General features: G+C 64.9%; 22 protein-coding genes, 3 pseudogenes and 1 riboswitch. Of the genes and pseudogenes, 18 read left to right on the top strand and 7 right to left on the bottom strand.

What is annotated here, in order from left to right:
* Nucleotides 1-31: 31 nt before the first annotated feature.
* A complete protein-coding gene (locus tag EV687_RS07500) occupies nucleotides 32-661 on the bottom strand; it encodes a LysE family translocator (RefSeq protein WP_122230872.1) in 630 nt (209 codons plus the stop codon).
* Nucleotides 662-787: 126 nt separating this feature from the next.
* On the opposite strand from EV687_RS07500, the gene EV687_RS07490 reads away from it, so the two are divergent.
* Nucleotides 788-2362 carry an aminotransferase-like domain-containing protein gene (locus EV687_RS07490; RefSeq protein ID WP_423201073.1) on the top strand — a complete coding sequence of 525 codons (1575 nt, stop codon included), beginning with the start codon at nucleotides 788-790 and terminating at the stop codon, nucleotides 2360-2362.
* 68 nt (nucleotides 2363-2430) lie between these two features.
* A riboswitch (TPP riboswitch) is annotated at nucleotides 2431-2563 on the top strand.
* 107 nt (nucleotides 2564-2670) lie between these two features.
* Entirely contained in the window at nucleotides 2671-4125 is a 1455-nt protein-coding gene (locus EV687_RS07485) for a sodium:solute symporter family protein (RefSeq protein WP_122230870.1), read from the top strand.
* A 51-nt stretch (nucleotides 4126-4176) separates the two neighbouring features.
* Here EV687_RS07485 and EV687_RS07480 read toward each other — a convergent pair whose 3' ends face one another.
* The 3 genes from EV687_RS07480 to EV687_RS07470 form a co-directional block, all read right to left on the bottom strand.
* On the bottom strand, nucleotides 4177-4743 hold the full coding sequence (locus tag EV687_RS07480) for a DUF2799 domain-containing protein (protein ID WP_122230868.1): 567 nt from the start codon (nucleotides 4741-4743) through the stop codon (nucleotides 4177-4179).
* Nucleotides 4744-4871: 128 nt separating this feature from the next.
* Nucleotides 4872-5204: a chaperone modulator CbpM gene (locus EV687_RS07475; protein WP_122230866.1), complete on the bottom strand. Its 333-nt coding sequence runs from the start codon at nucleotides 5202-5204 to the stop codon at nucleotides 4872-4874.
* The gene (locus EV687_RS07470) at nucleotides 5201-6166 is read right to left on the bottom strand and encodes a DnaJ C-terminal domain-containing protein (protein WP_122230864.1); all 966 of its coding nucleotides are present in this window, start codon (nucleotides 6164-6166) and stop codon (nucleotides 5201-5203) included. Before EV687_RS07470 ends, EV687_RS07475 begins: the two co-directional genes overlap by 4 nt.
* Before the next feature lie 254 nt (nucleotides 6167-6420).
* Here EV687_RS07470 and EV687_RS07465 point away from each other — a divergent pair, with 254 nt between their 5' ends.
* The 9 genes from EV687_RS07465 (at nucleotide 6421) to EV687_RS07425 (ending at nucleotide 17140) form a co-directional block, all read left to right on the top strand.
* Nucleotides 6421-7197, top strand: coding sequence for an IclR family transcriptional regulator (locus EV687_RS07465; protein ID WP_122230862.1), 777 nt, complete (start codon nucleotides 6421-6423; stop codon nucleotides 7195-7197).
* 301 nt (nucleotides 7198-7498) lie between these two features.
* Nucleotides 7499-9172 (top strand): ABC transporter substrate-binding protein, encoded by a 1674-nt coding sequence (locus EV687_RS07460; protein WP_122230860.1) that lies wholly within the window; start codon nucleotides 7499-7501, stop codon nucleotides 9170-9172.
* A 182-nt stretch (nucleotides 9173-9354) separates the two neighbouring features.
* Nucleotides 9355-10308, top strand: coding sequence for an ABC transporter permease (locus EV687_RS07455; RefSeq protein ID WP_122230858.1), 954 nt, complete (start codon nucleotides 9355-9357; stop codon nucleotides 10306-10308).
* Nucleotides 10309-10312: 4 nt separating this feature from the next.
* Nucleotides 10313-11242, top strand: coding sequence for an ABC transporter permease (locus EV687_RS07450; RefSeq protein ID WP_122230856.1), 930 nt, complete (start codon nucleotides 10313-10315; stop codon nucleotides 11240-11242).
* A gap of 101 nt (nucleotides 11243-11343) precedes the next feature.
* Complete coding sequence (locus EV687_RS07445) at nucleotides 11344-12345, top strand: ABC transporter ATP-binding protein (protein ID WP_242612585.1); 1002 nt, start codon at nucleotides 11344-11346, stop codon at nucleotides 12343-12345.
* A gap of 121 nt (nucleotides 12346-12466) precedes the next feature.
* Nucleotides 12467-13495 (top strand): ABC transporter ATP-binding protein, encoded by a 1029-nt coding sequence (locus tag EV687_RS07440; RefSeq protein ID WP_122231209.1) that lies wholly within the window; start codon nucleotides 12467-12469, stop codon nucleotides 13493-13495.
* A 73-nt stretch (nucleotides 13496-13568) separates the two neighbouring features.
* The gene (locus EV687_RS07435; RefSeq protein ID WP_122230852.1) at nucleotides 13569-14825 is read left to right on the top strand and encodes an amidase; all 1257 of its coding nucleotides are present in this window, start codon (nucleotides 13569-13571) and stop codon (nucleotides 14823-14825) included.
* A gap of 137 nt (nucleotides 14826-14962) precedes the next feature.
* Nucleotides 14963-16207, top strand: a complete 1245-nt coding sequence (locus EV687_RS07430; RefSeq protein WP_122230850.1) for a Zn-dependent hydrolase — start codon at nucleotides 14963-14965, stop codon at nucleotides 16205-16207.
* A gap of 186 nt (nucleotides 16208-16393) precedes the next feature.
* Nucleotides 16394-17140 carry a carbonic anhydrase gene (locus tag EV687_RS07425; RefSeq protein WP_207226410.1) on the top strand — a complete coding sequence of 249 codons (747 nt, stop codon included), beginning with the start codon at nucleotides 16394-16396 and terminating at the stop codon, nucleotides 17138-17140.
* A gap of 54 nt (nucleotides 17141-17194) precedes the next feature.
* On the opposite strand, the pseudogene EV687_RS07420 reads toward EV687_RS07425, so the two are convergent.
* Nucleotides 17195-17478, bottom strand: a pseudogene (locus tag EV687_RS07420) (transposase); the annotation flags it as partial.
* Nucleotides 17479-17539: 61 nt separating this feature from the next.
* A pseudogene (locus EV687_RS19140) lies at nucleotides 17540-17617 on the bottom strand (LysR family transcriptional regulator); the annotation flags it as partial.
* A 119-nt stretch (nucleotides 17618-17736) separates the two neighbouring features.
* On the opposite strand from EV687_RS19140, the gene EV687_RS07410 reads away from it, so the two are divergent.
* Genes EV687_RS07410 through EV687_RS07380 form a run of 7 tightly spaced genes read left to right on the top strand, consistent with a single transcriptional unit; the run spans nucleotide 17737 to nucleotide 21904 of the window.
* Nucleotides 17737-18189, top strand: a complete 453-nt coding sequence (locus EV687_RS07410) for a MarR family winged helix-turn-helix transcriptional regulator (protein WP_122231205.1) — start codon at nucleotides 17737-17739, stop codon at nucleotides 18187-18189.
* Between the two features lie 36 nt (nucleotides 18190-18225).
* Nucleotides 18226-18594 (top strand): antibiotic biosynthesis monooxygenase family protein, encoded by a 369-nt coding sequence (locus EV687_RS07405; RefSeq protein ID WP_122230846.1) that lies wholly within the window; start codon nucleotides 18226-18228, stop codon nucleotides 18592-18594.
* Between the two features lie 25 nt (nucleotides 18595-18619).
* Complete coding sequence (locus EV687_RS07400; protein ID WP_122231203.1) at nucleotides 18620-19066, top strand: anthrone oxygenase family protein; 447 nt, start codon at nucleotides 18620-18622, stop codon at nucleotides 19064-19066.
* Between the two features lie 10 nt (nucleotides 19067-19076).
* Nucleotides 19077-20249 (top strand): FAD-dependent oxidoreductase, encoded by a 1173-nt coding sequence (locus tag EV687_RS07395; protein WP_242612530.1) that lies wholly within the window; start codon nucleotides 19077-19079, stop codon nucleotides 20247-20249.
* Nucleotides 20250-20296: 47 nt separating this feature from the next.
* A complete protein-coding gene (locus EV687_RS07390; protein ID WP_122230844.1) occupies nucleotides 20297-20749 on the top strand; it encodes a c-type cytochrome in 453 nt (150 codons plus the stop codon).
* Nucleotides 20749-21402: a cytochrome b/b6 domain-containing protein gene (locus EV687_RS07385; RefSeq protein WP_122230842.1), complete on the top strand. Its 654-nt coding sequence runs from the start codon at nucleotides 20749-20751 to the stop codon at nucleotides 21400-21402. Before EV687_RS07390 ends, EV687_RS07385 begins: the two co-directional genes overlap by 1 nt.
* 22 nt (nucleotides 21403-21424) lie before the next feature.
* A complete protein-coding gene (locus EV687_RS07380; RefSeq protein ID WP_122230840.1) occupies nucleotides 21425-21904 on the top strand; it encodes a DUF2269 family protein in 480 nt (159 codons plus the stop codon).
* 61 nt (nucleotides 21905-21965) lie between these two features.
* Here the strand turns inward: EV687_RS07380 and EV687_RS07375 are convergent.
* Nucleotides 21966-22203: pseudogene (locus EV687_RS07375) on the bottom strand (DUF3363 domain-containing protein); the annotation flags it as partial.
* Nucleotides 22204-22308: the final 105 nt, after the last annotated feature.

Genomic DNA, 22308 nt, shown 5'->3' with positions numbered 1-22308 from the left:
ACCACCGCATGTCCCCGGTCATCCCGGCCCGTTACCGCAGCATCGGATAGAGCGATGCGAGCAGCAGCAGCGCCATGCCGATATTGAAGGCACGCACGGCGCCAGGTTGGCGCAGACAGCGGCGCAGCGCCACGCCAAACAGCGTCCAGATGGAGATGCTGGGCAGGTTGACCAGGCCGCACAGCAGCGCGCCGATGAGCAGGTTCGCGAGGAAGTCGGTCTGCGGCATGTAGACCGCCACCACGCCCAGGGCCATCGTCCAGGCCTTGGGGTTGACCCACTGGAACAGCGCTGCCTGCATGAAGCTCAGTGGCCGGCTGGTTTGGCCCTCACCCGTGACCGGCCCGGCCGAGGCAATCCGCCAGGCCAGGTAGAGCAGGTAGGCCGCGCTGGCGATCTTCAGCCAGTCATACAGCGCGGGCCAGGCCTGGAACAGCATGCCAAGCCCCAGACCGACCACCACCAGCATCAGCATGAAGCCGCCGCTGATGCCCAGCATGTGCGGCACGCTGCGGCGAAAGCCGTGGTTGAGTCCGGAGCTCGCCAGCATGATGTTGTTGGGGCCGGGCGTCACCGATGAGGCAAACGCGAAAAGAGCCATCGGCAGCCAGATGCTGGTCGTCTGCTGGGAAAGGGGCGAGAAAAGGGCGAAGTCTGGCATGGGCAATTCGTGCACGGCCGTGGCCGCAGAGGTGGAAACACGGGATGCCCGCACTATAGGAATGAATGCCTGTACAGTACCGATACAATTTTTCGAATAGTTATTTCACTGTACTGGTTGGAAATCATGAGAACCTTGCTGGTCGATGCCTTCGAGCCGCCACGGCGCGATGTCGACATGCCGCTGACCGATCAGATCGCTGCGATGCTCATGCAGCGCCTGGGCATGCTGGCGCTGCGACCCGGCAGCCGACTGCCTTCCATCCGGGCCATGGCCGAGCACCTGGGCGTGAGCCGCTTCACGGTGGTGGAAGCCTATGAGCGGCTGGTCGCGCAAGGCTGGTTGCAGGCACGTCAGGGCGCCGGCTATTTCATCAGCGGCCGTGCGGTGCCTGCCGACCGGGGAGCCATCGATACGCGCTTGCTTGCGTCTCAGGGGCAACAACTGCAACAACTGCCGCAGGAGGCGCGGGAGGCCGGACACACCGCGGCTCCTGTTGGTGTTGGCGGAGAGGTTGGCATGGATCCACCCTGTGCCGCACTGGTGCCTGCCACGTCACCGCTCCTGCAACCCCAACTCGATGTGGCCTGGCTGCTGGGCAGCACGCTGCGCGACGTGGGCGGCGGCTTCATTCCCGGCAGTTCCGCGCTGCTGCCGCACCATTGGCTCGATGCCGAACTGCTGGCCGCGGCCACGCGCAGCGTCGGGCGCAGCGCGCACGCCGCGCTGCTCGGCTATGGCCAGCCCAGGGGTTATGCACCACTGCGTGCCAGCATCGCTGCGCAGCTGCAAAGCATCGGCATCGCAGCAGATGGCGAGCGCCATCTGCTGCTCACCAGTGGTGTCACGCATGCGGTCGATCTGGTACTTCGCGCTTTCACCCGCCCGGGTGACACCGTGCTGGTCGAGGATCCGGCCTGGTTCCTGGTGTTCGGGCGCCTGGCTGCCGCGGGTGTGCGGGTGCTGGGCGTGCCGCGCACGCCGGCGGGGCCGGACCTGCAGGTGCTCGAGGAACTGGCGCGCAAGCACCGGCCGCGCCTTTTCATCATCAACAGTGCCATCCACAACCCGACTGGCTATAGCCTGCCGGCACGCTCGGCGCATGCCATCCTGAATCTGGCCGAGCGGCACGACTTTCTGCTGTTCGAGGACGACACCTATGGCGAGCTGCATCCGGGCGGCGCGATCCGGCTGGCCGCGCTCGACGGACTCGAGCGCGTGATCCACGTCGGCGGCTTCTCCAAGACGCTGGCGGCCAGCCTGCGCGTGGCCTACGTGGCGGCGGCGCCTGCCTTGATCGGGAGTCTGACGGACCTCAAGCTGCTCTCGGGCCTGACGACGCCGGAGCTGCCCGAGCGGGTGGTGCAGAAGGTGCTGGCCGACGGCCACTACCAGCGGCACCTGCAGCGGGTGCGCGAGCAGGTGGATGCCGCGCGGCACAGTTGCCTGCGCTTCTTCGCCGACCTGGGGCTGCGCATCGAAGCGCAGCCGGTCGGCGGCATGTTCCTGTGGGTCGATTGCCGGCAGGACAGCGAGCAGCTCGCCCGCCGTGCTGCCGCCCGCAACCTGTTGCTGGCGCCGGGGCGGCTGTTCTCGCCGTCGCAGGCACCCGATACGCATGTGCGCTTTGCGGTCTCGCTGGCCGAGAGTGCACCGACCCGGCAGATCGTGCGCGAGCTGCTGGAGCGGCCACTGGGTTGAGTCGGGCTGAGCCGGGTTGGGGCGATGCGGGCGTCAACAGGTTCCAGCGGTTGCGATCGCTATAATCCAGCCGTTCCTGGGGGTGCCCTGACGGGCTGAGACTCGGTTGCCACATGACTGCCTTTGAGCGTGTGCGGCACGCCGTAACCCTTTGAACCTGATCCGGGTCATGCCGGCGAAGGGAAGGATGCAAGGCGGTTTGCCGCACGCCGGGGCCAGGCGGTTGCCTCGCCTGTGTGCCGGCTGATCCGGCATTGCGCGGTAGCGCAGGCACGCACCTTCCCATGACTTTTCATTGGGAGGTATGGATGCTCAGCACGTCGTCGGCGCTTTTCTGGCTCGTTTTCTTCTCCGCAGGGTTTGCCCTTGCCGGCATGGCCTATGCCCGGCGGGTGCGCGGCGACCTGGAGGACTTCATCGTCGCGCGCAACAGCCAGGGTTCGGTGGCCACGGTGCTGACGCTGCTGGCGTCGTCGCTGGGCGCCTGGATTCTGCTCTCGCCGCCGCAGGCCGCCACCTGGGGCGGCCTGGCCGCGGTGATCGGCTATGCGCTGGGCGCCATGTCGCCCCGGCTGGCGATGATTCCGCTGGGCCAGCGCATGCGTGAGCTGATGCCGCGCGGGCATTCGCTCACCGAGTTCCTGATGGCGCGCTATGGCCGCCCGATGTATGCGCTGGCGCTGCTCATCATGCTGTTCTACATGTTCATCGCGATGGCCGCGGAGATCACCGCGATCGCCATGCTGGTAACGCTGCTGGCGCCCGTGCCGCTGTGGCTGACGGCGGCCATCGTGCTGGGCTTCACGCTGCTCTACACCGCTTATGGCGGCCTGCGTGCCTCGATCTTCACCGACAAGGTACAGATCGTCATCATCGTGCCGCTGCTGCTCGCGCTGGTGGCCATCGGCTGGCATGCCGCGGGCGGGGCGCGGCCGGTGATCGAGGGGTTGCAGCAGAAGGCGCCGCAGTTGCTCGACCTTACCGATCCGGTGGGCATCAAGGCCGGGCTGACCTTCTTCGTGGCCATTCTGCTGACGGGCATCTTCCATCAAGGCAACTGGCAGCGCATCTACTCGGCGCGCAGCATCGGCGACATGCGCCGGGGCTTCCTGCTCGGCGGCGTGCTGGTGGTGCCGTTCATCTTCGTGATGGGGCTGTTCGGACTGGCCTACGTGGCCCTGGCGCCCGGCGGCGACAGCTCGGTGGCGCTCTTCAGCGTGGTCATGCCCAGCCTGCCGGTATGGATGGCGGTGGCCCTGATTCCACTCGGGCTGGCGCTGGTGATGAGCAGCGCCGACACCACCATCAGTGCCGTCTCCTGCATCATCGCGGTCGATGTCGGCCGCCTGCTGCCGCGGGCCCGTCCGGCCACGCTGATGCGCCTGGCGCGCTGGCTGATCCTGTTGCTGGCCGTCCCGGTGATGGTGGTGGCGGCGCAGGGCTACAGCGTGCTGTACCTGTTCCTGCTGGCGGACCTGCTGTGCGCGGCAGCGGCGTTTCCGGTGTTCTTCGGACTCTACAGCCGAGGCCACGATGGCTTCGATGCCACCGTGGCGACGCTGGCCGGACTGGCCGCAGGGCTGCTGGTGTTTCCGCGGCCGGGCCAGCCGATGGATCACCTGCTCGAAGCCTTTCTGCTGGCCGCGCTGGTGCCGGCCCTGGTGGTCGGCCTGTTGCGCCTGCTGCGGCCACGGCGCACGCCGTTCGAGCTGCAGTCACTGGCGGCCAGCGTGCGCCGGCTTGACCAGCCGCAGGCCGACTGACCGCGCCGCAAGGCGCGGCTGCCCGGACGCGCGGAGCCAGGCCGGATCTGCTCAGCCGCGCAGATTGCGTTCGGCGCGGTCGAGGTCGTCGCGCGCATCGCGCAGGCGGCGGTCCAGCTCGCGGAGCTGGTCGCGCAACTGGTTGCGTTCGGCGTCGTCCTTGGCCTTCTCCAGCTTGCGCTGCACATCGCGCTGCTCGTTGCGCAGCTGCTCCAGCGAGGTTTCGGCCTCGTTCACCTTGGTGCCTAACCGGTAGCGCTCGAGGAAGGGGCCTTCGAGCTCGGGCGGGCAGCTGTGGGCGTAGTACTTGCCCTGGCGGCCCCATTGCTCGCCGTTGTGGGCGGTGCAGAATTGCGTGATGCCGGCGGCGAAGCCCGCGAAGTACTGGGCCTGGTCGGGCACCACGCCGACATCGGCGCAGGCCTTGCGGTCGTCCTCGATGTGCGAGCGCGGCTTGCCGTCGAGCGCGGCGCGCATGCCTTGTTCGCGCCAGTCGGCGCTCAGGCATTCTTCCTTGGACATGCTGGCGCAGCCGCTCAGTGCGAGCGTGGCTGCGGCGATGACCGGCAGGGTGATGGAGACGGGCAGCGCGCGGCGGCGCGGGGAGGGGGCATGCATGTGGGCGATCCTGGGCGTGTCAGTGGTCGGATTGGAGGGCTGCGTGGCACGCGCTGCCGGCACAGGGCAGCAGCAGCGATGGAAAGGGCAGATGGCCCCAGGGCGGCGCGGAGTGCGCCAGTGGCCGTTCAGTGGTCATTGAGGTCCAGGCCATGGAAGGCCAGTTGCCGGCGCAGCGCGCGTACCTCTTCCATCAGGTCGGCGGTCAGCGCGGCCAGTTGCGGGTCGGCGTCGAAGGTGCGCTCGAGCTCGGCGATGCGGCGCGCGCGCAGCAGCGCGCGTGAACTGAAGCGCCAGGCCTGCGCATTCGGCGGCGTGGCGTCGGTGTCGGGTTGCAGCACGCCGGTGGTGACGCGCTGGATGATCCAGCCTTCATCGGTCTGGCAGGCGCGCGCGACTTCGGTGATGGTCAGCGACTGCGCATCCAGCAGTTCGGGCAGGGCATTGAGCGTCTGGGTCATGCTGTCGCTCCTGGTCGTGGGTTGAAGTTGGGGAAGGTCTTGGCCAGCGCCGCATAGGCGGCGCGCTGCTCTTCGGTCACCGGCGCTGGCACGGCCAACTGCACCACCAGGTACAGGTCGCCGGGCTCGCGCGCCGGCAGACCCCTGCCCTTGACGCGCAGCTTGCGCCCTGGCTGGCTGCCGGCGGGGACGTTGATCTCCAGCGCGCCGGCCAGCGTATCGAGCTTCACCGGCCCGCCCAGCGCGGCCTCCCAGGCTGTCAGTGGCAGTTGCTGGTAGACGTCCTTGCCTTCGGCATGCCAGCGCGCATCGGGCGCGAAATGCACCTGCAGCAGCAGGTCGCCCGCCGCGCCCTTGCCGGTGCCGGGCTGGCCCTTGCCGGCCAGACGGATCATCTGCCCTTCGTAGACGCCTTTGGGAATGGTCACGTGCAGCTCGCGGTTCGTCTCGACGGCATGGCCTTCGGCATTGAGTTCCACGCCGCGCAATTGCAGCACGCGCGTGGCGCCGCTGTAGCTCTCGGGCACCGTCAGTTCGATGCTGGCGTGCTGGTCCTGGCCGCGCGCATCGGGTGGCGGGCCGCGGCGGCGGGCCTGCTGACCGCGGCCGAACAAATCCTCGAAGAAGCTGCTGAAGTCGCCCGCCTGGCCGCCGCCAGGCATGCCGTCGGTGCCGCCGGATCGGAAGTGGAACGAGCCTTCGTCCCAGCCCGGCGGCGGCTGAAAGCCCGCACCGCCCTGGAACTGGCTGGCATCGCCGAGCTGGTCGTAGGCGGCGCGCTTTTCCGGGTCGGAGAGCACGGTGTTGGCCTCGTTGACCTCGGCCATGCGTGCGGCCGCGTCGGGTTCCTTGCTGATGTCGGGGTGGTACTTGCGAGCCAGGCGCCGGTAGGCCTTCTTGATGTCGTCGGGCGTCGCATCCTTGGCCACGCCGAGAATCTTGTAGTAGTCCTTGTAATCCATGCGATCTTTCTGAGACAGTTTCAGTGGCTGAATGCGTCAGCCTCGGCCCGATTGTGGCCCTTGGGGACGACGGATGTCGAGTGCCGGGTGGTGCCGGTCGGGCCCGCCGGGCGGCGGCCATTGCCCGGATTTTGGCACAGGCGCTGGCGGTGGTGCGGCGGCCGGCAGGCCGCTGCCATGTCCTCTATGATGGGTGCCTGTGTTGGGCCGGCCCCCGGACCCGTGGTTCACCCCTTGTGAAGATGCCTGCGTCCATGCCCTTGCCCAGCGATCCCTTGTTCAACCTGTCCCTGGAGAAGGGGCTGGCCGTGCTGGCGGCCTTCGATGGTGGCCACAAAAGCCTGTCGCTGGGGCAGATTGCGGAGCGCGCCGGCATGAGCAAGGCCTCGGCGCAGCGCTCGGTGCACACGCTGCAGGTGCTCGGCTATGTGGGCAAGAGCGACAAGACCCGCCAGTTCCACCTGCTGCCCAAGGTGGTCGCGCTGGGCTTCAACTACCTGGTCGGACACCCGATGATCCAGCTGGCCCAGCCCTACCTGGCCGAGTTGAGCCGCGCCAGCGGAGAGACCGCCAGCCTGACCGAGCCGTGCGGGCTGGACATGGTCTACGTCTCGCAGTTCCTGACCACGCAATATGTGCCTGTGCACACGCCGGTGGGCATGCGCATTCCGATGTATTGCACCAGCAGCGGGCGCGCGTATCTGAGCCGCCTCGGAGACGAGCCGGTCTGGGGTGTGCTCGATGCCTCGCAGATCGAGCCGCGCACCCCGGCGACGCAGACCGACCGCCGCAAGATTTTCCAGCTGATCCAGCAGGCCCGTCGCCATGGCTATGCCCTCAACGCCGAGGAACTGTTCGAGGGCGACATGGGCGTGGCCGCGGCAATCACGGGGGCGGGCGGACAGGTGCTTGGCGCGGTGCATGTCTCGCCCGCCGTGAGCCGCTGGAGTCCCGAGGAGGCGGTGGCGCGGCTGGCGCCATTGGTGATGGAGTGCGCGCGGTCGATCTCCCGTTCGCTGACGCATTTCTGATGCATTTCCGATGCAGCGCTGACCCGTTTTGACCTGTTTTCGTCGCATGCCGCCAATTGGTGCATGGCGGTGTGGCGCGTCCGTGCACAGGCGCGCCAACGGTGCAGGCAGCGATGGCAGGCGGTGCAAGGGCCGATGATCGGCTTCAATCAAGGATGATTCGCATTTTCCGATGATTTGCAATGCATTGATTTTGAATGCGCTCATGATATTTGGAATCGATAAACGATACATGTGAATCGATTGGCATGTGTATTGCTGTGCAGCATGGAACTCTCACCACAACCCCCAGGAGGTTTCCATGTTCAGTCCCCCCGCGAAGAAGTTTTCGGCCCGGCATTTGGGCCGTCTGGCGCTGACGGCCGCCATGGCCGCAGCCTGTGGCACCTCGGCCATGGCGCAGGAGAAGATCCTGCGCATCGGCATGACCGCCGGCGACATTCCCCGCACTTCCGGCCAGCCGGACCAGGGCTTCGAGGGCAACCGATTCACCGGCATTCCGATCTACGACTCGCTGACGCAGTGGGACCTGAGCTCCGAGACCAAGCCGAGCGTGCTGATCCCCGGCCTGGCCGAGTCCTGGACGGTGGACGACGCGGACAAGACCAAATGGATCTTCAAGCTGCGCCCGGGCGTGAAGTTCCATGACGGCTCGGACTTCGACGCCGATGCGGTGGTCTGGAACGTGGACAAGGTGCTGAGCAAGGATGCGCCGCAGTACGACCCGGCCCAGGTGGGCGCGACCGCCTCGCGCATGCCGACGCTGCGCAGCGCCCGCAAGATCGACGACCTGACGGTGGAACTCGTCACCTCCGAGCCCGACTCCTTCCTGCCGATCAACCTGACCAACCTCTTCATGGCATCGCCCGCGCACTGGCAGGCCAAGTTCGAGGCCGTGCCCGCGACCGTGACGGATCCGGCCGAGCGCAGCAAGCAGGCCTGGGCCGCGTTTGCCGCCGATGCCTCGGGAAGCGGACCGTTCAAGCCGGCGCGCTTCGTGCCGCGCGAGCGTTTCGAGATGGTCAAGAACGAGGCCTACTGGGACGAGAAGCGCCGCCCCGCCATCGATCGCGTGGTACTGCTGCCGCTGCCCGAGCCCAGCGCCCGCACGGCGGCGCTGATGTCCGGCCAGGTGGACTGGATCGAGGCGCCCGCGCCCGACGCCATCGACGCCATCAAGGGCCGCGGCTTCAACGTGTACTCCAACCCGCAGCCGCACATCTGGCCCTGGCAGTTCTCCTTCCTGGAAGATTCGCCGTTTGCCGATGCGCGCGTGCGCCACGCCGCCAACCTGTGCGTGGACCGCGCCTCGCTCAAGGTGCTGCTTGGCGGCCTGATGGAGGAGGCCTCGGGCATCGTCGCCAAGGGACACCCCTGGTACGGCAAGCCGACCTTCGACGTGAAGTACGACGTGCCGGCCGGCCAGAAGCTGATGCAGGAGGCCGGTTTCTCGGCCAGCAAGCCGGTCAAGGTCAAGATCCAGACCTCGGCCTCGGGCTCCGGCCAGATGCAGCCGCTGCCGATGAACGAGTTCATCCAGCAGAACCTCAAGGACTGCTACTTCGACGTGGAGTTCGACGTGCTGGAGTGGAACACGCTGTTCTCCGGCTGGCGCCTGGGTGCCAAGGACCCCGGCGCGCATAACTCCCACGCGACCAATGTGACGGCCGCCACCATGGATCCGTTCTTCGCGATGGTCCGCTTCGTCAGCACCAAGGCGCAGCCGCCGGTCTCCAACAACTGGGGCTACTACAGCAACCCCAAGATGGATGAGCTGGTCGACAAGGCCCGCACCACCTTCGATGCCGACGAGCGCGACGTGGCGCTGGCCCACCTGCACGAGTACATCGTGGACGAAGCGCCGTTCCTGTTCGTCGCGCACGACGTGGGCCCGCGCGCCATGTCCGCCAAGGTCAAGAATGTGGTGCAGCCCAAGAGCTGGTTCATCGACATCGCGACGATGCAGATGGACTGAGTGTCGCAAACCCGGTGACACCCAGTGCCACCGGGTGGCATGCCGGCAGGACCGCAAGGCCGTTACCCCCTCGCCCTGCCGCCCCCGCCCGTGCCTGCATGACCTCCCTCTGACCAACTGCCGCCCGGCCCGGCCGGCGCATTGGTCGGCCGATCAAAAAGACAGCCCCCAGAGGTTCCACGATGCTTGCCTATCTGCTCAGACGCCTGGGATATGCCTTGCCCATCATGCTGGGCGTCTCCTTCCTGTGTTTTCTGCTGGTGCACCTCTCGCCGGGTGATCCGCTGGTTTCCATCCTGCCGGCCGATGCCTCGGTCGAGCTGCAGCAGCAGATGATGCAGCTCTACGGCTTCGACCGCAGCCTGCCCGAGCAATTCCTCTCCTGGATCTGGCGTGCCCTGCATGGCGACCTGGGTACCTCCATCGCCACCAGCCGCCCGGTCACCGGAGAGGTCATGAAGGCGGTGGGCAACACGCTGATGCTGGCCCTGCTGGCCACCGCCATCGGTTTCTTCTTTGGCAGCCTGTTCGGCTTCGTGGCCGGGTACTTCCGCAATTCCTGGGCGGACCGGCTGGCCTCCTTCATCTCCATCATCGGCGTGAGCATGCCGCACTACTGGCTGGGCATGGTGCTGGTCATCATCTTCTCGGTCAAGCTGATGTGGCTGCCGGCCACCGGTGCCGGGCCCGGCGGCTCCGACAGCTGGGCCTGGGACTGGGCGCATGTCCAGTACATGATCCTGCCGGCCATCACCATGTCCTTCATCCCGATGGGCATCATCGCCCGCACCGTACGGGCGCTGGTGGCCGACATCCTCTCGCAGGAGTTCGTGGTGGGACTGCGGGCCCGCGGTCTGGGCGAGTGGGAGGTGTTCAAGCACGTCGTCAAGAACAGCGCCCCCACCGCGCTGGCCGTGATGGGCCTGCAGCTGGGCTACCTGCTGGGCGGCTCGATTCTGATCGAGACGGTGTTCTCCTGGCCGGGCACCGGTTTCCTGCTCAATCAGGCCATCTTCCAGCGCGACCTGCCGCTGCTGCAAGGCACGATTCTGGTGCTGGCGCTGTTCTTCGTGGTGCTCAACCTGCTGGTCGATGTGCTGCAGACCGTGTTCGATCCACGCATTGAAAGGGGCTGAGGCCATGACCACTGCAACAACCCCCGGCCTGTCGGCCGCCGTCAAGCCCGCAGCAACCTCTGCCGCGGCCGCAGCGAACGCCCCGGTGGCACGCTCGCGCGGACATGGCGCCAACGTGCTGCGCCGCCTGGTGCGCAATCCGGTGGCCATGGTGGCCGCGGCCATCATCGTGCTGCTGGTCGCGATGGCGATCTTCGCGCCCTGGATCTCGCCGGCCGACCCCTTTGCCACGTCCATGCTCAAGCGCCTCAAGCCGATCGGCACCGAGGGCCACCTCCTGGGCACCGACGAGCTGGGCCGCGACCTGCTCTCGCGCCTGATGCTGGGCGCGCGCCTGTCGCTGTTCATGGGCATCGCGCCCGTCATCATGGCTTTCGTGATCGGCAGCGCCATCGGCATCCTGGCCGGCTATGCGGGCGGCTTCGTCAACACCGCGCTGATGCGCTGCATCGACGTGCTGTACGCGTTTCCCTCGGTGCTGCTGGCCATCGCGCTCTCGGGGGCGTTGGGCGCGGGCATCACCAACTCGCTGATTTCGCTGACCATCGTGTTCGTGCCGCAGATCGCGCGCATCGCCGAGAGTGTGACCACGCAGGTGCGCCGCAGCGATTACGTGGATGCGGCGCGCGCCTCGGGCGCCGGCGCCTTCACCATCGTGCGCCGGCATGTGCTGGGCAACGTGGTCGGGCCGATCTTCGTCTATTCCACCAGCCTGATCTCGGTGGCGATGATCCTGGCATCGGGCCTCTCGTTCCTGGGCCTGGGCGTCAAGCCGCCGCAGCCCGAATGGGGGCTGATGCTCAACACGCTGCGCACGGCCATCTACACCCAGCCCTGGGTGGCGGCACTGCCGGGCGTGTTCATCTTCATCACCTCGGTGTCCTTCAACATGCTGGCCGATGGCCTGCGCTCGGCCATGGAGGTCAAGCAATGAGCAAGCTCAAGAATGCCCTGGAGCCGGTGCTGATCAATCCCGGCCCAGCACGCCCGACCGTTGGCGCCGAGGGCCTGGGCGGGCCGGCCCAGCCGCTGCTGATGGTGCGCGGCCTGCAGAAGCACTTTCCCATCAAGCGCAAGGGCTTCGGCTTCGGGCGCGGCGAGAGGCTGGCGGTGCGCGCCGTTGACGGCGTGAGCTTCGACATCCTCAAGGGTGAAACGCTGGGCGTGGTGGGCGAATCGGGCTGCGGCAAGTCCACCACCGCGCGCCTTTTGATGCAGCTGACGCTGCAGGACCGTGGCGAGCTGATCTTCGACGGCCAGAGCGTCGGCGGCCCCGACCTGCCGCTGCGCCAGTTCCGCCGCCAGACGCAGATGGTGTTCCAGGACAGCTATTCTTCGCTGAATCCGCGCATGACCATCGAGGATTCGATTGCCTTTGCGCCCAGCGTGCACGGCACGCCGGCGCAGGAGGCGCTCGAGCGCGCGCACAGCCTGCTGGCGCGCGTGGGGCTGGCGCCCAGCCGCTTTGCCGGGCGGTATCCGCACGAGCTCTCGGGCGGCCAGCGCCAGCGCGTCAACATCGCGCGGGCCCTGGCGCTCGAGCCCAGGCTGGTGATCCTGGACGAGGCCGTCTCGGCGCTCGACAAATCGGTGGAGGCGCAGGTGCTGAACCTGCTGATGGACCTCAAGCAGGAATTTGGCCTCACCTATGTGTTCATCAGCCATGACCTGAACGTGGTGCGCTTCATCTCCGACCGCGTGCTGGTCATGTACCTCGGGCAGGTGGTCGAGGTGGGCCCGGCCGACGAAGTGTTCGACCGCCCCTTCCACCCCTACACGGCCGCGCTGCTGCGCTCCATGCCCAGCACCAACCCGCTCGAGCGCACCATGGAGGCGCCGCTCTCGGGCGATCCGCCCAACCCCATCAACCCGCCGGGCGGCTGCCGTTTCCACACGCGCTGCGCATTCGCGCAAGCCGTGTGTGCACAAAAGCAGCCGACCTTTGCCGAGGCCGGCGCCGGCCACAGCGTGGCCTGCCTGCGCTATGAGCCCGGATCCGGTTACCGCATTCCGATCGAGGAGGTGAGCCATGCCTGACATCGTCCAACGGGTCACGGAGACCATCGGCGTCGCGGGCGACGGCCGCGTCGTTGCCGAAACCGTCGTCGAGACGCGCATCGATGGGATCGGGGCGGACCCCGCAGCGCCACGTCCGGCCATGGTGTCGCTGCGCGAACTGCGCGTGGAGTTCCACACGCCGGACAAGCGGGTCCAGGCCGTCAACGGCGTGGATCTGGATGTGCGCCAGGGCGAGGTCATGGCGCTGATCGGCGAATCCGGCTCGGGCAAAAGCGTCACGCTGCGGGCCATGATGCGGCTGCACAACGAGCGCTCCACCCGCTACCACGGCGCGCTGGAGGTAGCCGGTCGCGACGTGCTGCGCATGGGCCGCAGGGAACTGGCCGACCTGCGCGGCAAGACCATTGCGATGATCTTCCAGGAGCCGCTGCTGGCACTCGATCCGGTCTACACGGTGGGCGAGCAGATCGTCGAGACCATTCTCCGCCACGAAAAAGTGAGCCGGCAGCAGGCGCGCCAGCGCGCGCTGGCGCTCTTCGAGAAGGTGCGTATTCCCAGCCCGGAGCGGCGCCTCGATGCCTATCCGCACGAGATGTCCGGCGGCATGCGCCAACGCGCCATGATCGCGCTGGCGCTGGCCTGCAACCCGCAGGTGCTGCTGGCCGACGAGCCCACCACGGCGCTCGATGCCACGGTGCAGATCCAGATCCTGCTGCTGCTGCGCGAGCTGCAGAAGGAGCTCGGCCTGTCCATCGTGTTCGTCACGCACGACATCGGTGCGGCCGCCGAGGTGGCCGACCGCATGGCGGTGATGTATGCCGGCCGCATCATCGAGCAGGGGCCGGCGGTGAATTTGCTGACCCAGCCCCGCCATCCCTACACCCACGCGCTGCTGCAAAGCCGCAGCCATGGCGCCATGCAAAAGGGCCAGCGCCTGCAGACCATCGGCGGCGCGCCGCCCGATCTCTCCCGTCTGCCTCCGGGCTGTGCGTTTGCCGAGCGCTGCGCGCATGCTCGGCCCGCCTGCCGGGAGCAGCAACCGCCGGCGGAGGTGGTCGGCCCCGAGCACTTGGTGCGGTGCATCCGTGTGCACGAGTGGCAATGCGACACGGCCACGCCAGCGCCAGCGCCAGCGTCAGCGCCTGACGATGCCGCCCTGCATGAATGACCTGCAGCTGACCTGCTTGCGCCTTTCACTCCTGCCATCTTCCAATCTGAACTGCTGACCTGAACCGCCGACCATGACCCAAGCCGACAGCAACGCCTTTTGCTTCATCCCTTATCCCGCACCGTCTGAAACACTGCAGAAAGCACCAGCGGCGGGGGGAGGGCCGCTCGCCGGCCTCGACTTCGCCGTCAAGGACATCTATGACGTGGCCGGCTATCCGAGTGGCTGGGGCAACCCGCATGCGCTCGCGCTCTCGGGCATCAAGACGCAATCGGCACCCGTGGTGCAGGCCCTGCAGGCGGCGGGCGCACGCGTCACCGGCAAGGTCATTACCGACGAACTGGCATTCTCGATGAACGGCAAAAACGCGCATTTCGGCACGCCGCGCAACGGCGCCGCGCCCGATCGCATTCCGGGCGGCTCCAGTTCCGGCTCGGCCTCGGCGGTCTCCAACGGCCTGTGCGATTTCGCCATTGGCTCGGATACCGGCGGCTCGGTGCGCTGCCCGGCCAGCCACTGCGGCCTGATCGGGCTGCGGCCCACGCACGGGCGCATCAGCCTGGCCGGCTGCATGCCGCTGGCGCCGGGCTTCGACACCTGCGGCTGGTTCGCGCGCGACATGGCAGTGTTCGCCAGGGTCGGCGAGGTGCTGCTGGGCGAAGACCGGCAGCCCTTGCCGGCGGCGCCGCGGCTGCTGCTGGCGGCCGACATCCTGGCCTCGCTCGACACGCAGGTCCAGGCGGCCGTGCAGGGCGTGCTGGCGCAGCTGGTGCGAAAGCCAGACGCGCAAGGAGGGGAAGGCGAGGGAGGGGTGGGCTGGACGAAGCCGCAGCCGGTCGATGCCTGGCTGATGCCCTCGATCGATCTGTACTGGGCGTTTCGCATCATCCAGGGCTGGGAAGCCTGGCGCAGCCAGGGCGGGATGATCGAGCGCTACGGCCTGCAGCTTGGCCCTGGCGTGCGCGACCGTTTCGCCTGGTCCAAGGACATCACGGCCGAGCAGGTGGCGCCGCAACTGGCGCTGCGCCAGGCCTTCACCGAGCGCCTCGAAGCACTGCTGGGGCGCGACGGCGTGCTGCTCATGCCCACCATGCCGCAGGTGGCGCCGCTCTTGAGCCAGAGCGAGACCGAGCTGGAGGATTACCGCAACCAGGCCATCCACATGCTGTGCCTTTCGGGTCTGGCGGGCCTGCCGCAGATTTCGCTGCCGCTGATGCGCATCGAAGGTGTGCCGCTCGGCTTCTCGCTGCTCGGACCGCGCGGCAGCGACCAGTCGCTGATCGCGCTGGCCGCGCGCATCATGGCCGGCGTGGCAAGGCCCGCAGGCTGATAGCCATTTTCCCCGCGCCTTGGTGATGGATGGGCGCCGGATCGGCGCAGCGCCTGCATGCGCCCCACAGGCCAAGCACCACGGACGAGCCACAACGAAAAACCAATCACGGACAACCGACGCAAAGGACCACCAACATGAGCAAACCTTTACTGATCAATGGCGAACGCCTCTGGAACACCCTGATGGAGCATGGCAGGATCGGCGGCACGGCCAAGGGCGGCGTGTGCCGCCTGGCGCTGAGCGAACTCGACGGCCAGGGCCGGGATCTCTTCGTGCACTGGTGCAAGGAGGCGGGCCTGGAGGTGCGCATCGACGCCATCGGCAACATCTTCGCACGCCGCGAGGGTACGGACCCGAGCCGTCCGGTCATTGCCATGGGCAGCCACATCGATACCCAGCCCACCGGCGGCAAGTTCGACGGCATCTATGGCGTGATGGCCGGGCTGGAGGTGCTGCGCACTCTCAATGACAAGGGCATCCAGACCAAGGCGCCCATCGAGGTGATCGCCTGGACCAACGAGGAGGGTTCGCGTTTCGTGCCGGTGATGATGGGCTCGGGCGTGTTCACCGGCGCCTTCACGCTCGAACATGCGCTGGCCGCCACCGACGTGGACGGCCTGGCGGTGCAGGATGAGCTGCGCAAGATCGGCTACGCCGGCGAGGTGTCGCCAGGCCAGGTGCCAGGTGGCATGTTCGGCGCGTATTTCGAGGCGCACATCGAGCAGGGCCCGGTGCTGGAGGCCCATGAACTGACCATTGGCGTGGTGCCCGGCGCGCTGGGCCAGCGCTGGTACGACGTGGTCGTCACCGGCCAGGAATCGCACGCCGGCACCACCCCCATGGATCTGCGCCACGATGCGCTGCTGGCGGCCAGCCGCATCGTCGAGAAGGTCAACGCGCTGGGCAGGCACTTCGCCCCCTATGGCCGCGGCACGGTGGGCTACATGCAGGTGCTGCCCAACTCGCGCAACACCATCCCTGGCACCGTGAAATTCTCGGTGGACATCCGTGCGCTCGACGATGGCGACCTGCTTGCCATGGAGGCCGACCTCAAGGATTTCATCGCCGGACTGCAGAAGGCCGATGCCCGCCTGCAGGTCGATATGAAGCAGGTCGTCTATTTTCCTCCCTGCCATTTCGACGAGGCCTGCATCGAGAGCGTACGCGCGGCCGCGCAGGCGCTGGGCCTGGGCCACATGGACGTGGTCAGCGGCGCCGGCCACGATGCCGTCTACGTGGCCGACGTGGCGCCTGCCGGCATGATCTTCGTGCCCTGCAAGGATGGCATCAGCCACAACGAGGCGGAAGATGCGACTCCCGAGCACCTGGCCGCGGGCGCGCACGTGCTGCTCAACGCGGTGCTCAAGCACGCCAGCTGAGGTGCCGAAGCCGGCAGGCGGGACGCCATGCCCGACCTGCTGCCCGTGTTGTCGGCCAACGCCTGCGTGGGGGAATAAAGACGGTATGCGCATGGTTTTTGAATAGGGGGCAGCGGGTTTCCATGCAGAGCATAGAATCCGCTCCCGATTGATTCGCATCAATCGATTCCCTATTCAAAACAGACCATGAAGAAAAACACAATCAAACAAAGCCTGACGGCATTTTCCGCCTTGATCGGCATTTTCGGAACCTGCTACGCCGGTGCCCATTGGGGTTATGAAGGCGATGTCAATCCGGAAAAGTGGTCGGAAATATCGCCTGAATATGCCACGTGCAAAATCGGCAAGAACCAGTCCCCCGTCAATATCGATCATACCTACAAGACATCGGCTGATCCGCTGTCCTTTCACTATGTGATTGCACCGGAAGAGGTCGTCAACAACGGCCATACGATTCAGGTGAATATCGGCAATGAATCGGATTATCTGATGCTGGGCGATCACCGTTACACGCTCAAGCAATTCCATTTTCACACACCCAGTGAAAATCAGATCAAAGGCCTGAGCTTCCCGCTCGAAGGCCATTTTGTGCATGCCGATGCCGATGGCAATCTGCTGGTGCTCGCCGCCATGTTCAAGCAAGGGCAGGACAATCCGCAGCTGCAAGGCATGCTCAATGCGCTGAGCGATGAGGAAAATGCGGCCCGCGCGCTCACGCAGCCCGTGGATCTGAGCAACCTGCTGCCGAAGAACCACGACTATTACCGCTTTTCCGGCTCGTTGACGACACCGCCTTGCTCGGAAGGCGTGACCTGGGTGGTGCTCAAGGCCCCGCTGAGCGTGAGCGAAGGCCAGCTCGCCCAGTTCGAAAAGCGCATGCACCACAACAACCGCCCGGTGCAGCCGCTCAATGCCCGCTTGATCACGGACTGAACCGGGGACACTGCCCAACCAGGAAAGACATGCCGACCGAAGCGCCGGCACCTGTTCACACAACGCGCCAATGGCGCGTTTTTTCAGGATGTCGCGCATCATCTTGATCTTAGTCACTTTCTTGCGCAGCCACGCTATCTCCGCGTCCTGGGCCCTTTGCTTCGCGTTGCCAGGAAGCGCCTCTTGGGCTCCTCACGCAGCTCACGAACCCATTTGCGCAGCACGTTCTCGTGCACGTCCAGATCCTTGCCAGCTTGGGCCACCGCCACCCCGCGCTCGGTGGCCAATTTGACCGCTTCAAGCTTGAACTCGCGACTGAATTTCCTTCTCGTGACCATCTGCCACCTCCAATTTCATCTTCCGCCTTAACAAGGTGTCCTTGAAACCGGTAGCAGCCCAGTGCAGCCGTTCCGCTGCGCGAGCGAAATGCAGTTCTTCGGCCACGGCCAAGAAGCAGCGAAGGTGTGGAAGCTCCATATCCTCGTCGCCTCCTTTGATCTAGATCAGTCGTCTCTGCATAGATCAAGTCGAGTCGTACCGGATATTGACAACCAGTTTCCCATTACGTAAACTGGTTGTCAATGTTGGAGGTGCATATGAATCCGACCAAGGCAGAGAAGTTGACCAGCATCGCGTTATCCGTTTTCAGATTGAACGGCCAGCTCATTGAGTGGGGAAATCAGTTCTCCCAACCGCACGGACTGACCAGTGCGCGCTGGCAAGTGCTAGGCGCAATCTCACTGGCTCCGCAGCCTCCAAACATCCCGCAGATAGCCGCGGCGATGGGTGTCACCCGCCAAGGCGTTCTGAAACAGATCAACCTGCTTGTCGATGAGGGCTTAGTCCAGCCCCAGCCCAATCCGATGCACAAGCGTTCGCCCTTGTATTCACTGACCAAGAAGGGGGCGACCACTTATCAAGCCTTGACCGAGCGATGGCAGAAGCACGTGCAGGAGATGGCTGCCGGATTCAGTGCCACCGACCTGGATGCCGCAATCCGGGTGCTCTCGTCCATGTCGCAGGTTCATGGACGCGGGCCGGAAGAATGACCCTGCAACAAGCTCTCTAACGAATGGAGTTTTCCCATGTCTCTCATGAAGCCCCTGGATGAAAAGTTCCCGATTCAACGTCAGCTACGCATCGAGGCCGCGCCTGTGGTGCTCATCAACGTATTCACACTGGATGCGGCCGACGAGCCGGTCTTTCTGGATGTCTGGAAGGACGATGCAGAGTTCATGAAGCGCCAGCCGGGCTTCATTTCCACCCAGCTTCATCGCGCCATTGGCGAAAGCCCGACCTACCTGAACTATGCGGTGTGGGAATCCACCGAAGCGTTCCGGGCAGCTTTCACGCATCCCGAGTTCATCGCCAAGCTCTCGGCCTATCCGTCGTCCGCCGTTGCCGCCCCGCATCTGTTCCAGAAAGTTGCCGTGACCGGCATCTGCACGGTCTGAACGCGGTTCGTGACAGGAGAAGATGATGCGGCTTCTATTCCAAATCCTGGCGGTCACGGGATCGGCCATGTTCGCAGGCGTCATGCTCGCCATCGGCGTGATCCTCGGCGGCTACTGGAAAAGCCTGCCGCCTGCCGGGTTCCTCGATTGGTTCGCGCAACATGGCAGCCTGGTCATGCGCGCGATCCCGCTGGTCGTTGTTCCGACCCTGATCGGACTGACCGGCTCGCTCTGGCACGACTGGAAGGTGCCTGCCTCTCGCGGACTGTGGCTTGCGTCCGCCGCCTGCATCGTTGCCGTTCTCGCCTTCACGATGGCCTATTTCGTGCCGAGCAATGCAGCCTTTGCCGGTAAGGCCATTGCGCTCGATCAGGTGTCCGCAAAGCTCGATTCCTGGCTGCTGCTGCACAACATCCGCATCGCTCTTGCACTGGTCGCTTCGGTGCTTGGGATTGTGGCCATCACCCGTTAGGAGAATCACGATGCCAAGGATCATTCATCCACTTGCCGGCCTGGTCGCGATCCTCACAATAGCGACGTTCTGGCTCTCGACAGCCATCTCCGAACTGTTCGCCTCCCAGGCCACGGTGATCGCAGTCAAGACGGCGATCCCCTGGGGCTTTCTCCTGCTGGTGCCGGCCTTGGCCGCGACTGGCGGCTCTGGCTTCTTCCTGTCGAAAGGGCAACGGCAAGGGTTGGTCGGCGTCAAGCTCAAGCGCATGCCCTTCATCGGCGCGAATGGCCTGCTGGTGCTGATACTGGCGGCATTCTTCCTCGCATCCAAGGCAAAGGCGGGAGAGTTCGATATCGCGTTCTATGCGGTGCAGGCACTCGAACTGGCCGCTGGCGCGTTGAATATCACCCTGCTCGGCCTGAGCATGCGCGATGGGATGGCCCTTACGCAATGGCGGCGCAAGAGTTTCCTGCGGCCTGCTACCACTTACTTGGCCCGCCTCGCTGGCCAGGAAGAAATCGCCAAAGGCACGCTGGCGTTTCGCGTCAGCAAGCCCGAAGGCTTCGAGTTCGCAGCCGGGCAAGCCGTGTACGTCACCATCCCCGACCTGAAACCGGCGGACGCCAAGGGAAAGATCAGAACATTCTCCATCGCCAGCGCCCCGCAGGATTCGGAACTGGAGATGGCGACCCGGCAGACCGATAGCAGCTTCAAACGATACCTGGTCGATGCTCCCGCTGGCACCAGCGTCCAGCTTGAAGGCCCCTATGGCGATCTGGTGCTGCACGAGGATGCGTCTCGCCCTGCGGTCTTTCTTGCGGGCGGGATCGGCATCACGCCCTTTCGCAGCATGGCCCTGGACGCCACGAACCGCGCATTGCCGCATCGCCTGTTCCTGTTCTACAGCAACCGAAGGCCCGAGGACGCGGCATTCCTAGCCGAATTGCGACAACTCGAAGGCAAGAACCCACGGTTCAAGTTCATCGCAACATTCACCGAAGACAGCGCACTCCCGCAGCAAGGCGCTGTGGAGCGAGGCCACATCACGGCAGCGATGCTTTCCAAGCATGTGGGCGACATGACCGCTCCCGTCTATTACGTCGCAGGGCCGGCAGCAATGGTGTCTGCGATGGAAGAACTGCTCAAGGATGCTGGCGTGAAGCCGGCGGACGTGCGCGCCGAGAGGTTTCCTGGCTATTGAAACTGCGGTTGTGTGGCAAGGCATATCCGCATTGAAAGGATCAAACGATGAAATTACGCAGCCTGACCTTCCGCTCGTTTTTGACTGCGGGCCTGATAATTGGTTTGGTGCCTGTCGTGAGTGCAGCCGACCCGGTGAATGAACGCATCGAGGGCTTCAAGGAAAGCAAACGTAGTATTGCGAGAATTGAAGACGCCATCCAGAAAGGCGATGCACTAACGGTTTCCGATCAGGCTAGGTTGCTTGCCATCTTCGCAGAGAAGATTCCAAGCCTGTATCCAGAAGATGCAAAGGGCGGATTCTTCTCGAAAGCCAAAGGCCAAATTTGGGAGAGCTTTCCAGACTTCTCGCAGAAAGCAAATTCATTCCAAGTCAGCTCGCAACAGCTTGAAGCGTCCGCAAGGGCTGATAACGTGGACATCGGGGTACTGACCCAGCGCCTGCGCGCAGTCCAAGACAGTTGCGTGTCCTGCCACCGGCAATACAAGAAGGGGCGCTGATGAGCAAGCCGAACATGCACAAGATGCGCGTATGGGACTTGCCCACTCGGCTGTTCCATTGGGCGTTGTTCGTGCTGATGACATTGCTTTTCGTGACGGCCTATGCCGGACGGATGGATGCTCACGCCGCAATGGGGCAGGCTGTTTGGGTTCTCGTGGTCTTCCGCTTGGCATGGGGTTTTATTGGAAGTCAGACAGCGCGATTCAGTGACTTCGCAAAGGGGCCATCCGCGATTCGCTCGTATCTGGCCACCGGCCAGTCAAGGACGCTTGGGCACAACCCCCTGGGGGCCGCGATGGTCTTGGCCTTGCTGGCAACCATACTCGTCCAGGCGTTGTCAGGCATGTTCTCCAGCAACGGCATCGGGTTTGATGCCCCGTTTGCTCACTTGATTAGCCGTGTGGCATCTGATTCCGTCACCAGCCTGCATGTGACCTTGGCCTACGTCATCGCGGGCCTGGTTGCGATCCACATAGCCGCCGTATTGCTGCATTGGATGTTGCGCGGGGAAAACCTGATCGTGCCGATGTTTTCAGGGAAGAAGTCGGTGCAATCAGGTACATCCGAACTGCGATTCACCCCTGCCGCTGCGGCGTTTGCCATCGTCGTTGCGGCTGCCGTTCTGCTCGCCCTAGCCAGGAAATTTATTTAACCCAGCTATTTGAGATTCGTCCATGTATAAGTATGTGAAATATGCCCACTTGATCGGCCTCTGTATGTTCATGGCCAGTATTGCGATTCATATCACGGTGGGGTTTGTACCTGGCGGGAGAGAGGTCGACTCCGTGATCCTCGTTGGGCGCCAATTGATCGACATATCGACATGGGCATTAACGGTTCCGGGGCTGGCCCTGCTGACAATCAGCGGAGCTTTCATGGTCGCAAAAACATCAAAAGGGCTTGGGCAGCGCAAATGGCTTATTGCGCATATGGTGCTTGCTGCCCTTGCCATCATCAATGCAGGAGCCATATTGATTCCGATGGGTCAGGAAGTTTTCGACATAGCGAAGAACCTTCCTGCCAATAGTGACTTGATGGATGCCTATCAGCCGGTCAAGCTAAAAGAGAGCATTCTAGGCGGTGTAAACCTTCTCTTTGCGCTTGCCGCGATATTCATGGCGACGATCAAACCGAAGTTTCAGCGAAGCGCATAGGTCTCTGCTTATAACCTGATTTGATGTCCGAATCGCCCCGCTGAACTGCGGGGCGATTGCGTCAAATGGCCATACCTTTGGATCGACCAATCTCCCACGATACCCCGCCGCCGCGCACCGTCGCAGCGATCTGTTGCCCCAGCCGCTGCTCGATCACCGGCCGCCACGGCACCAGGCTGAAGCCCATGCCGTCATCGAGCATGGCGTAACGCCCGCTGGCGAGCATGACGGAGCGCCGGTAGATGCCCGGCCACGCGCTGCCCGTCCGCCACCGGGTGGTGCTTCAGGCTGGTTTGGGCCGGACAGTTATTCACAGCTTGCTCCAAGCCCACGGCAGATGGAGCCAATGCCTGCTACGACAATGCAGCTATGCGACCCCTGATGCTCAGATCATCCAAGTACCC

The sequence above is a fragment of the Corticibacter populi genome, from assembly GCF_004217315.1.
Lineage (GTDB): Bacteria > Pseudomonadota > Gammaproteobacteria > Burkholderiales > Burkholderiaceae_C > Lampropedia > Lampropedia populi.
Note: the sequence above shows the minus strand (reverse complement) of the source record. Positions and strands in the feature narration are given on the sequence as shown.

Bases quoted from the DNA above. Each gene is read 5' to 3' on its own strand.
- EV687_RS07500 (WP_122230872.1), bottom strand. From the start codon at position 661: ATGCCAGACTTCGCCCTTTTCTCGCCCCTTTCCCAGCAGACGACCAGC.
- EV687_RS07490 (WP_423201073.1), top strand. From the start codon at position 788: ATGAGAACCTTGCTGGTCGATGCCTTCGAGCCGCCACGGCGCGATGTC.
- EV687_RS07485 (WP_122230870.1), top strand. From the start codon at position 2,671: ATGCTCAGCACGTCGTCGGCGCTTTTCTGGCTCGTTTTCTTCTCCGCA.
- EV687_RS07480 (WP_122230868.1), bottom strand. From the start codon at position 4,743: ATGCATGCCCCCTCCCCGCGCCGCCGCGCGCTGCCCGTCTCCATCACC.
- EV687_RS07475 (WP_122230866.1), bottom strand. From the start codon at position 5,204: ATGACCCAGACGCTCAATGCCCTGCCCGAACTGCTGGATGCGCAGTCG.
- EV687_RS07470 (WP_122230864.1), bottom strand. From the start codon at position 6,166: ATGGATTACAAGGACTACTACAAGATTCTCGGCGTGGCCAAGGATGCG.
- EV687_RS07465 (WP_122230862.1), top strand. From the start codon at position 6,421: ATGCCCTTGCCCAGCGATCCCTTGTTCAACCTGTCCCTGGAGAAGGGG.
- EV687_RS07460 (WP_122230860.1), top strand. From the start codon at position 7,499: ATGTTCAGTCCCCCCGCGAAGAAGTTTTCGGCCCGGCATTTGGGCCGT.
- EV687_RS07455 (WP_122230858.1), top strand. From the start codon at position 9,355: ATGCTTGCCTATCTGCTCAGACGCCTGGGATATGCCTTGCCCATCATG.
- EV687_RS07450 (WP_122230856.1), top strand. From the start codon at position 10,313: ATGACCACTGCAACAACCCCCGGCCTGTCGGCCGCCGTCAAGCCCGCA.
- EV687_RS07445 (WP_242612585.1), top strand. From the start codon at position 11,344: ATGGTGCGCGGCCTGCAGAAGCACTTTCCCATCAAGCGCAAGGGCTTC.
- EV687_RS07440 (WP_122231209.1), top strand. From the start codon at position 12,467: ATGGTGTCGCTGCGCGAACTGCGCGTGGAGTTCCACACGCCGGACAAG.
- EV687_RS07435 (WP_122230852.1), top strand. From the start codon at position 13,569: ATGACCCAAGCCGACAGCAACGCCTTTTGCTTCATCCCTTATCCCGCA.
- EV687_RS07430 (WP_122230850.1), top strand. From the start codon at position 14,963: ATGAGCAAACCTTTACTGATCAATGGCGAACGCCTCTGGAACACCCTG.
- EV687_RS07425 (WP_207226410.1), top strand. From the start codon at position 16,394: ATGAAGAAAAACACAATCAAACAAAGCCTGACGGCATTTTCCGCCTTG.
- EV687_RS07410 (WP_122231205.1), top strand. From the start codon at position 17,737: ATGAATCCGACCAAGGCAGAGAAGTTGACCAGCATCGCGTTATCCGTT.
- EV687_RS07405 (WP_122230846.1), top strand. From the start codon at position 18,226: ATGTCTCTCATGAAGCCCCTGGATGAAAAGTTCCCGATTCAACGTCAG.
- EV687_RS07400 (WP_122231203.1), top strand. From the start codon at position 18,620: ATGCGGCTTCTATTCCAAATCCTGGCGGTCACGGGATCGGCCATGTTC.
- EV687_RS07395 (WP_242612530.1), top strand. From the start codon at position 19,077: ATGCCAAGGATCATTCATCCACTTGCCGGCCTGGTCGCGATCCTCACA.
- EV687_RS07390 (WP_122230844.1), top strand. From the start codon at position 20,297: ATGAAATTACGCAGCCTGACCTTCCGCTCGTTTTTGACTGCGGGCCTG.
- EV687_RS07385 (WP_122230842.1), top strand. From the start codon at position 20,749: ATGAGCAAGCCGAACATGCACAAGATGCGCGTATGGGACTTGCCCACT.
- EV687_RS07380 (WP_122230840.1), top strand. From the start codon at position 21,425: ATGTATAAGTATGTGAAATATGCCCACTTGATCGGCCTCTGTATGTTC.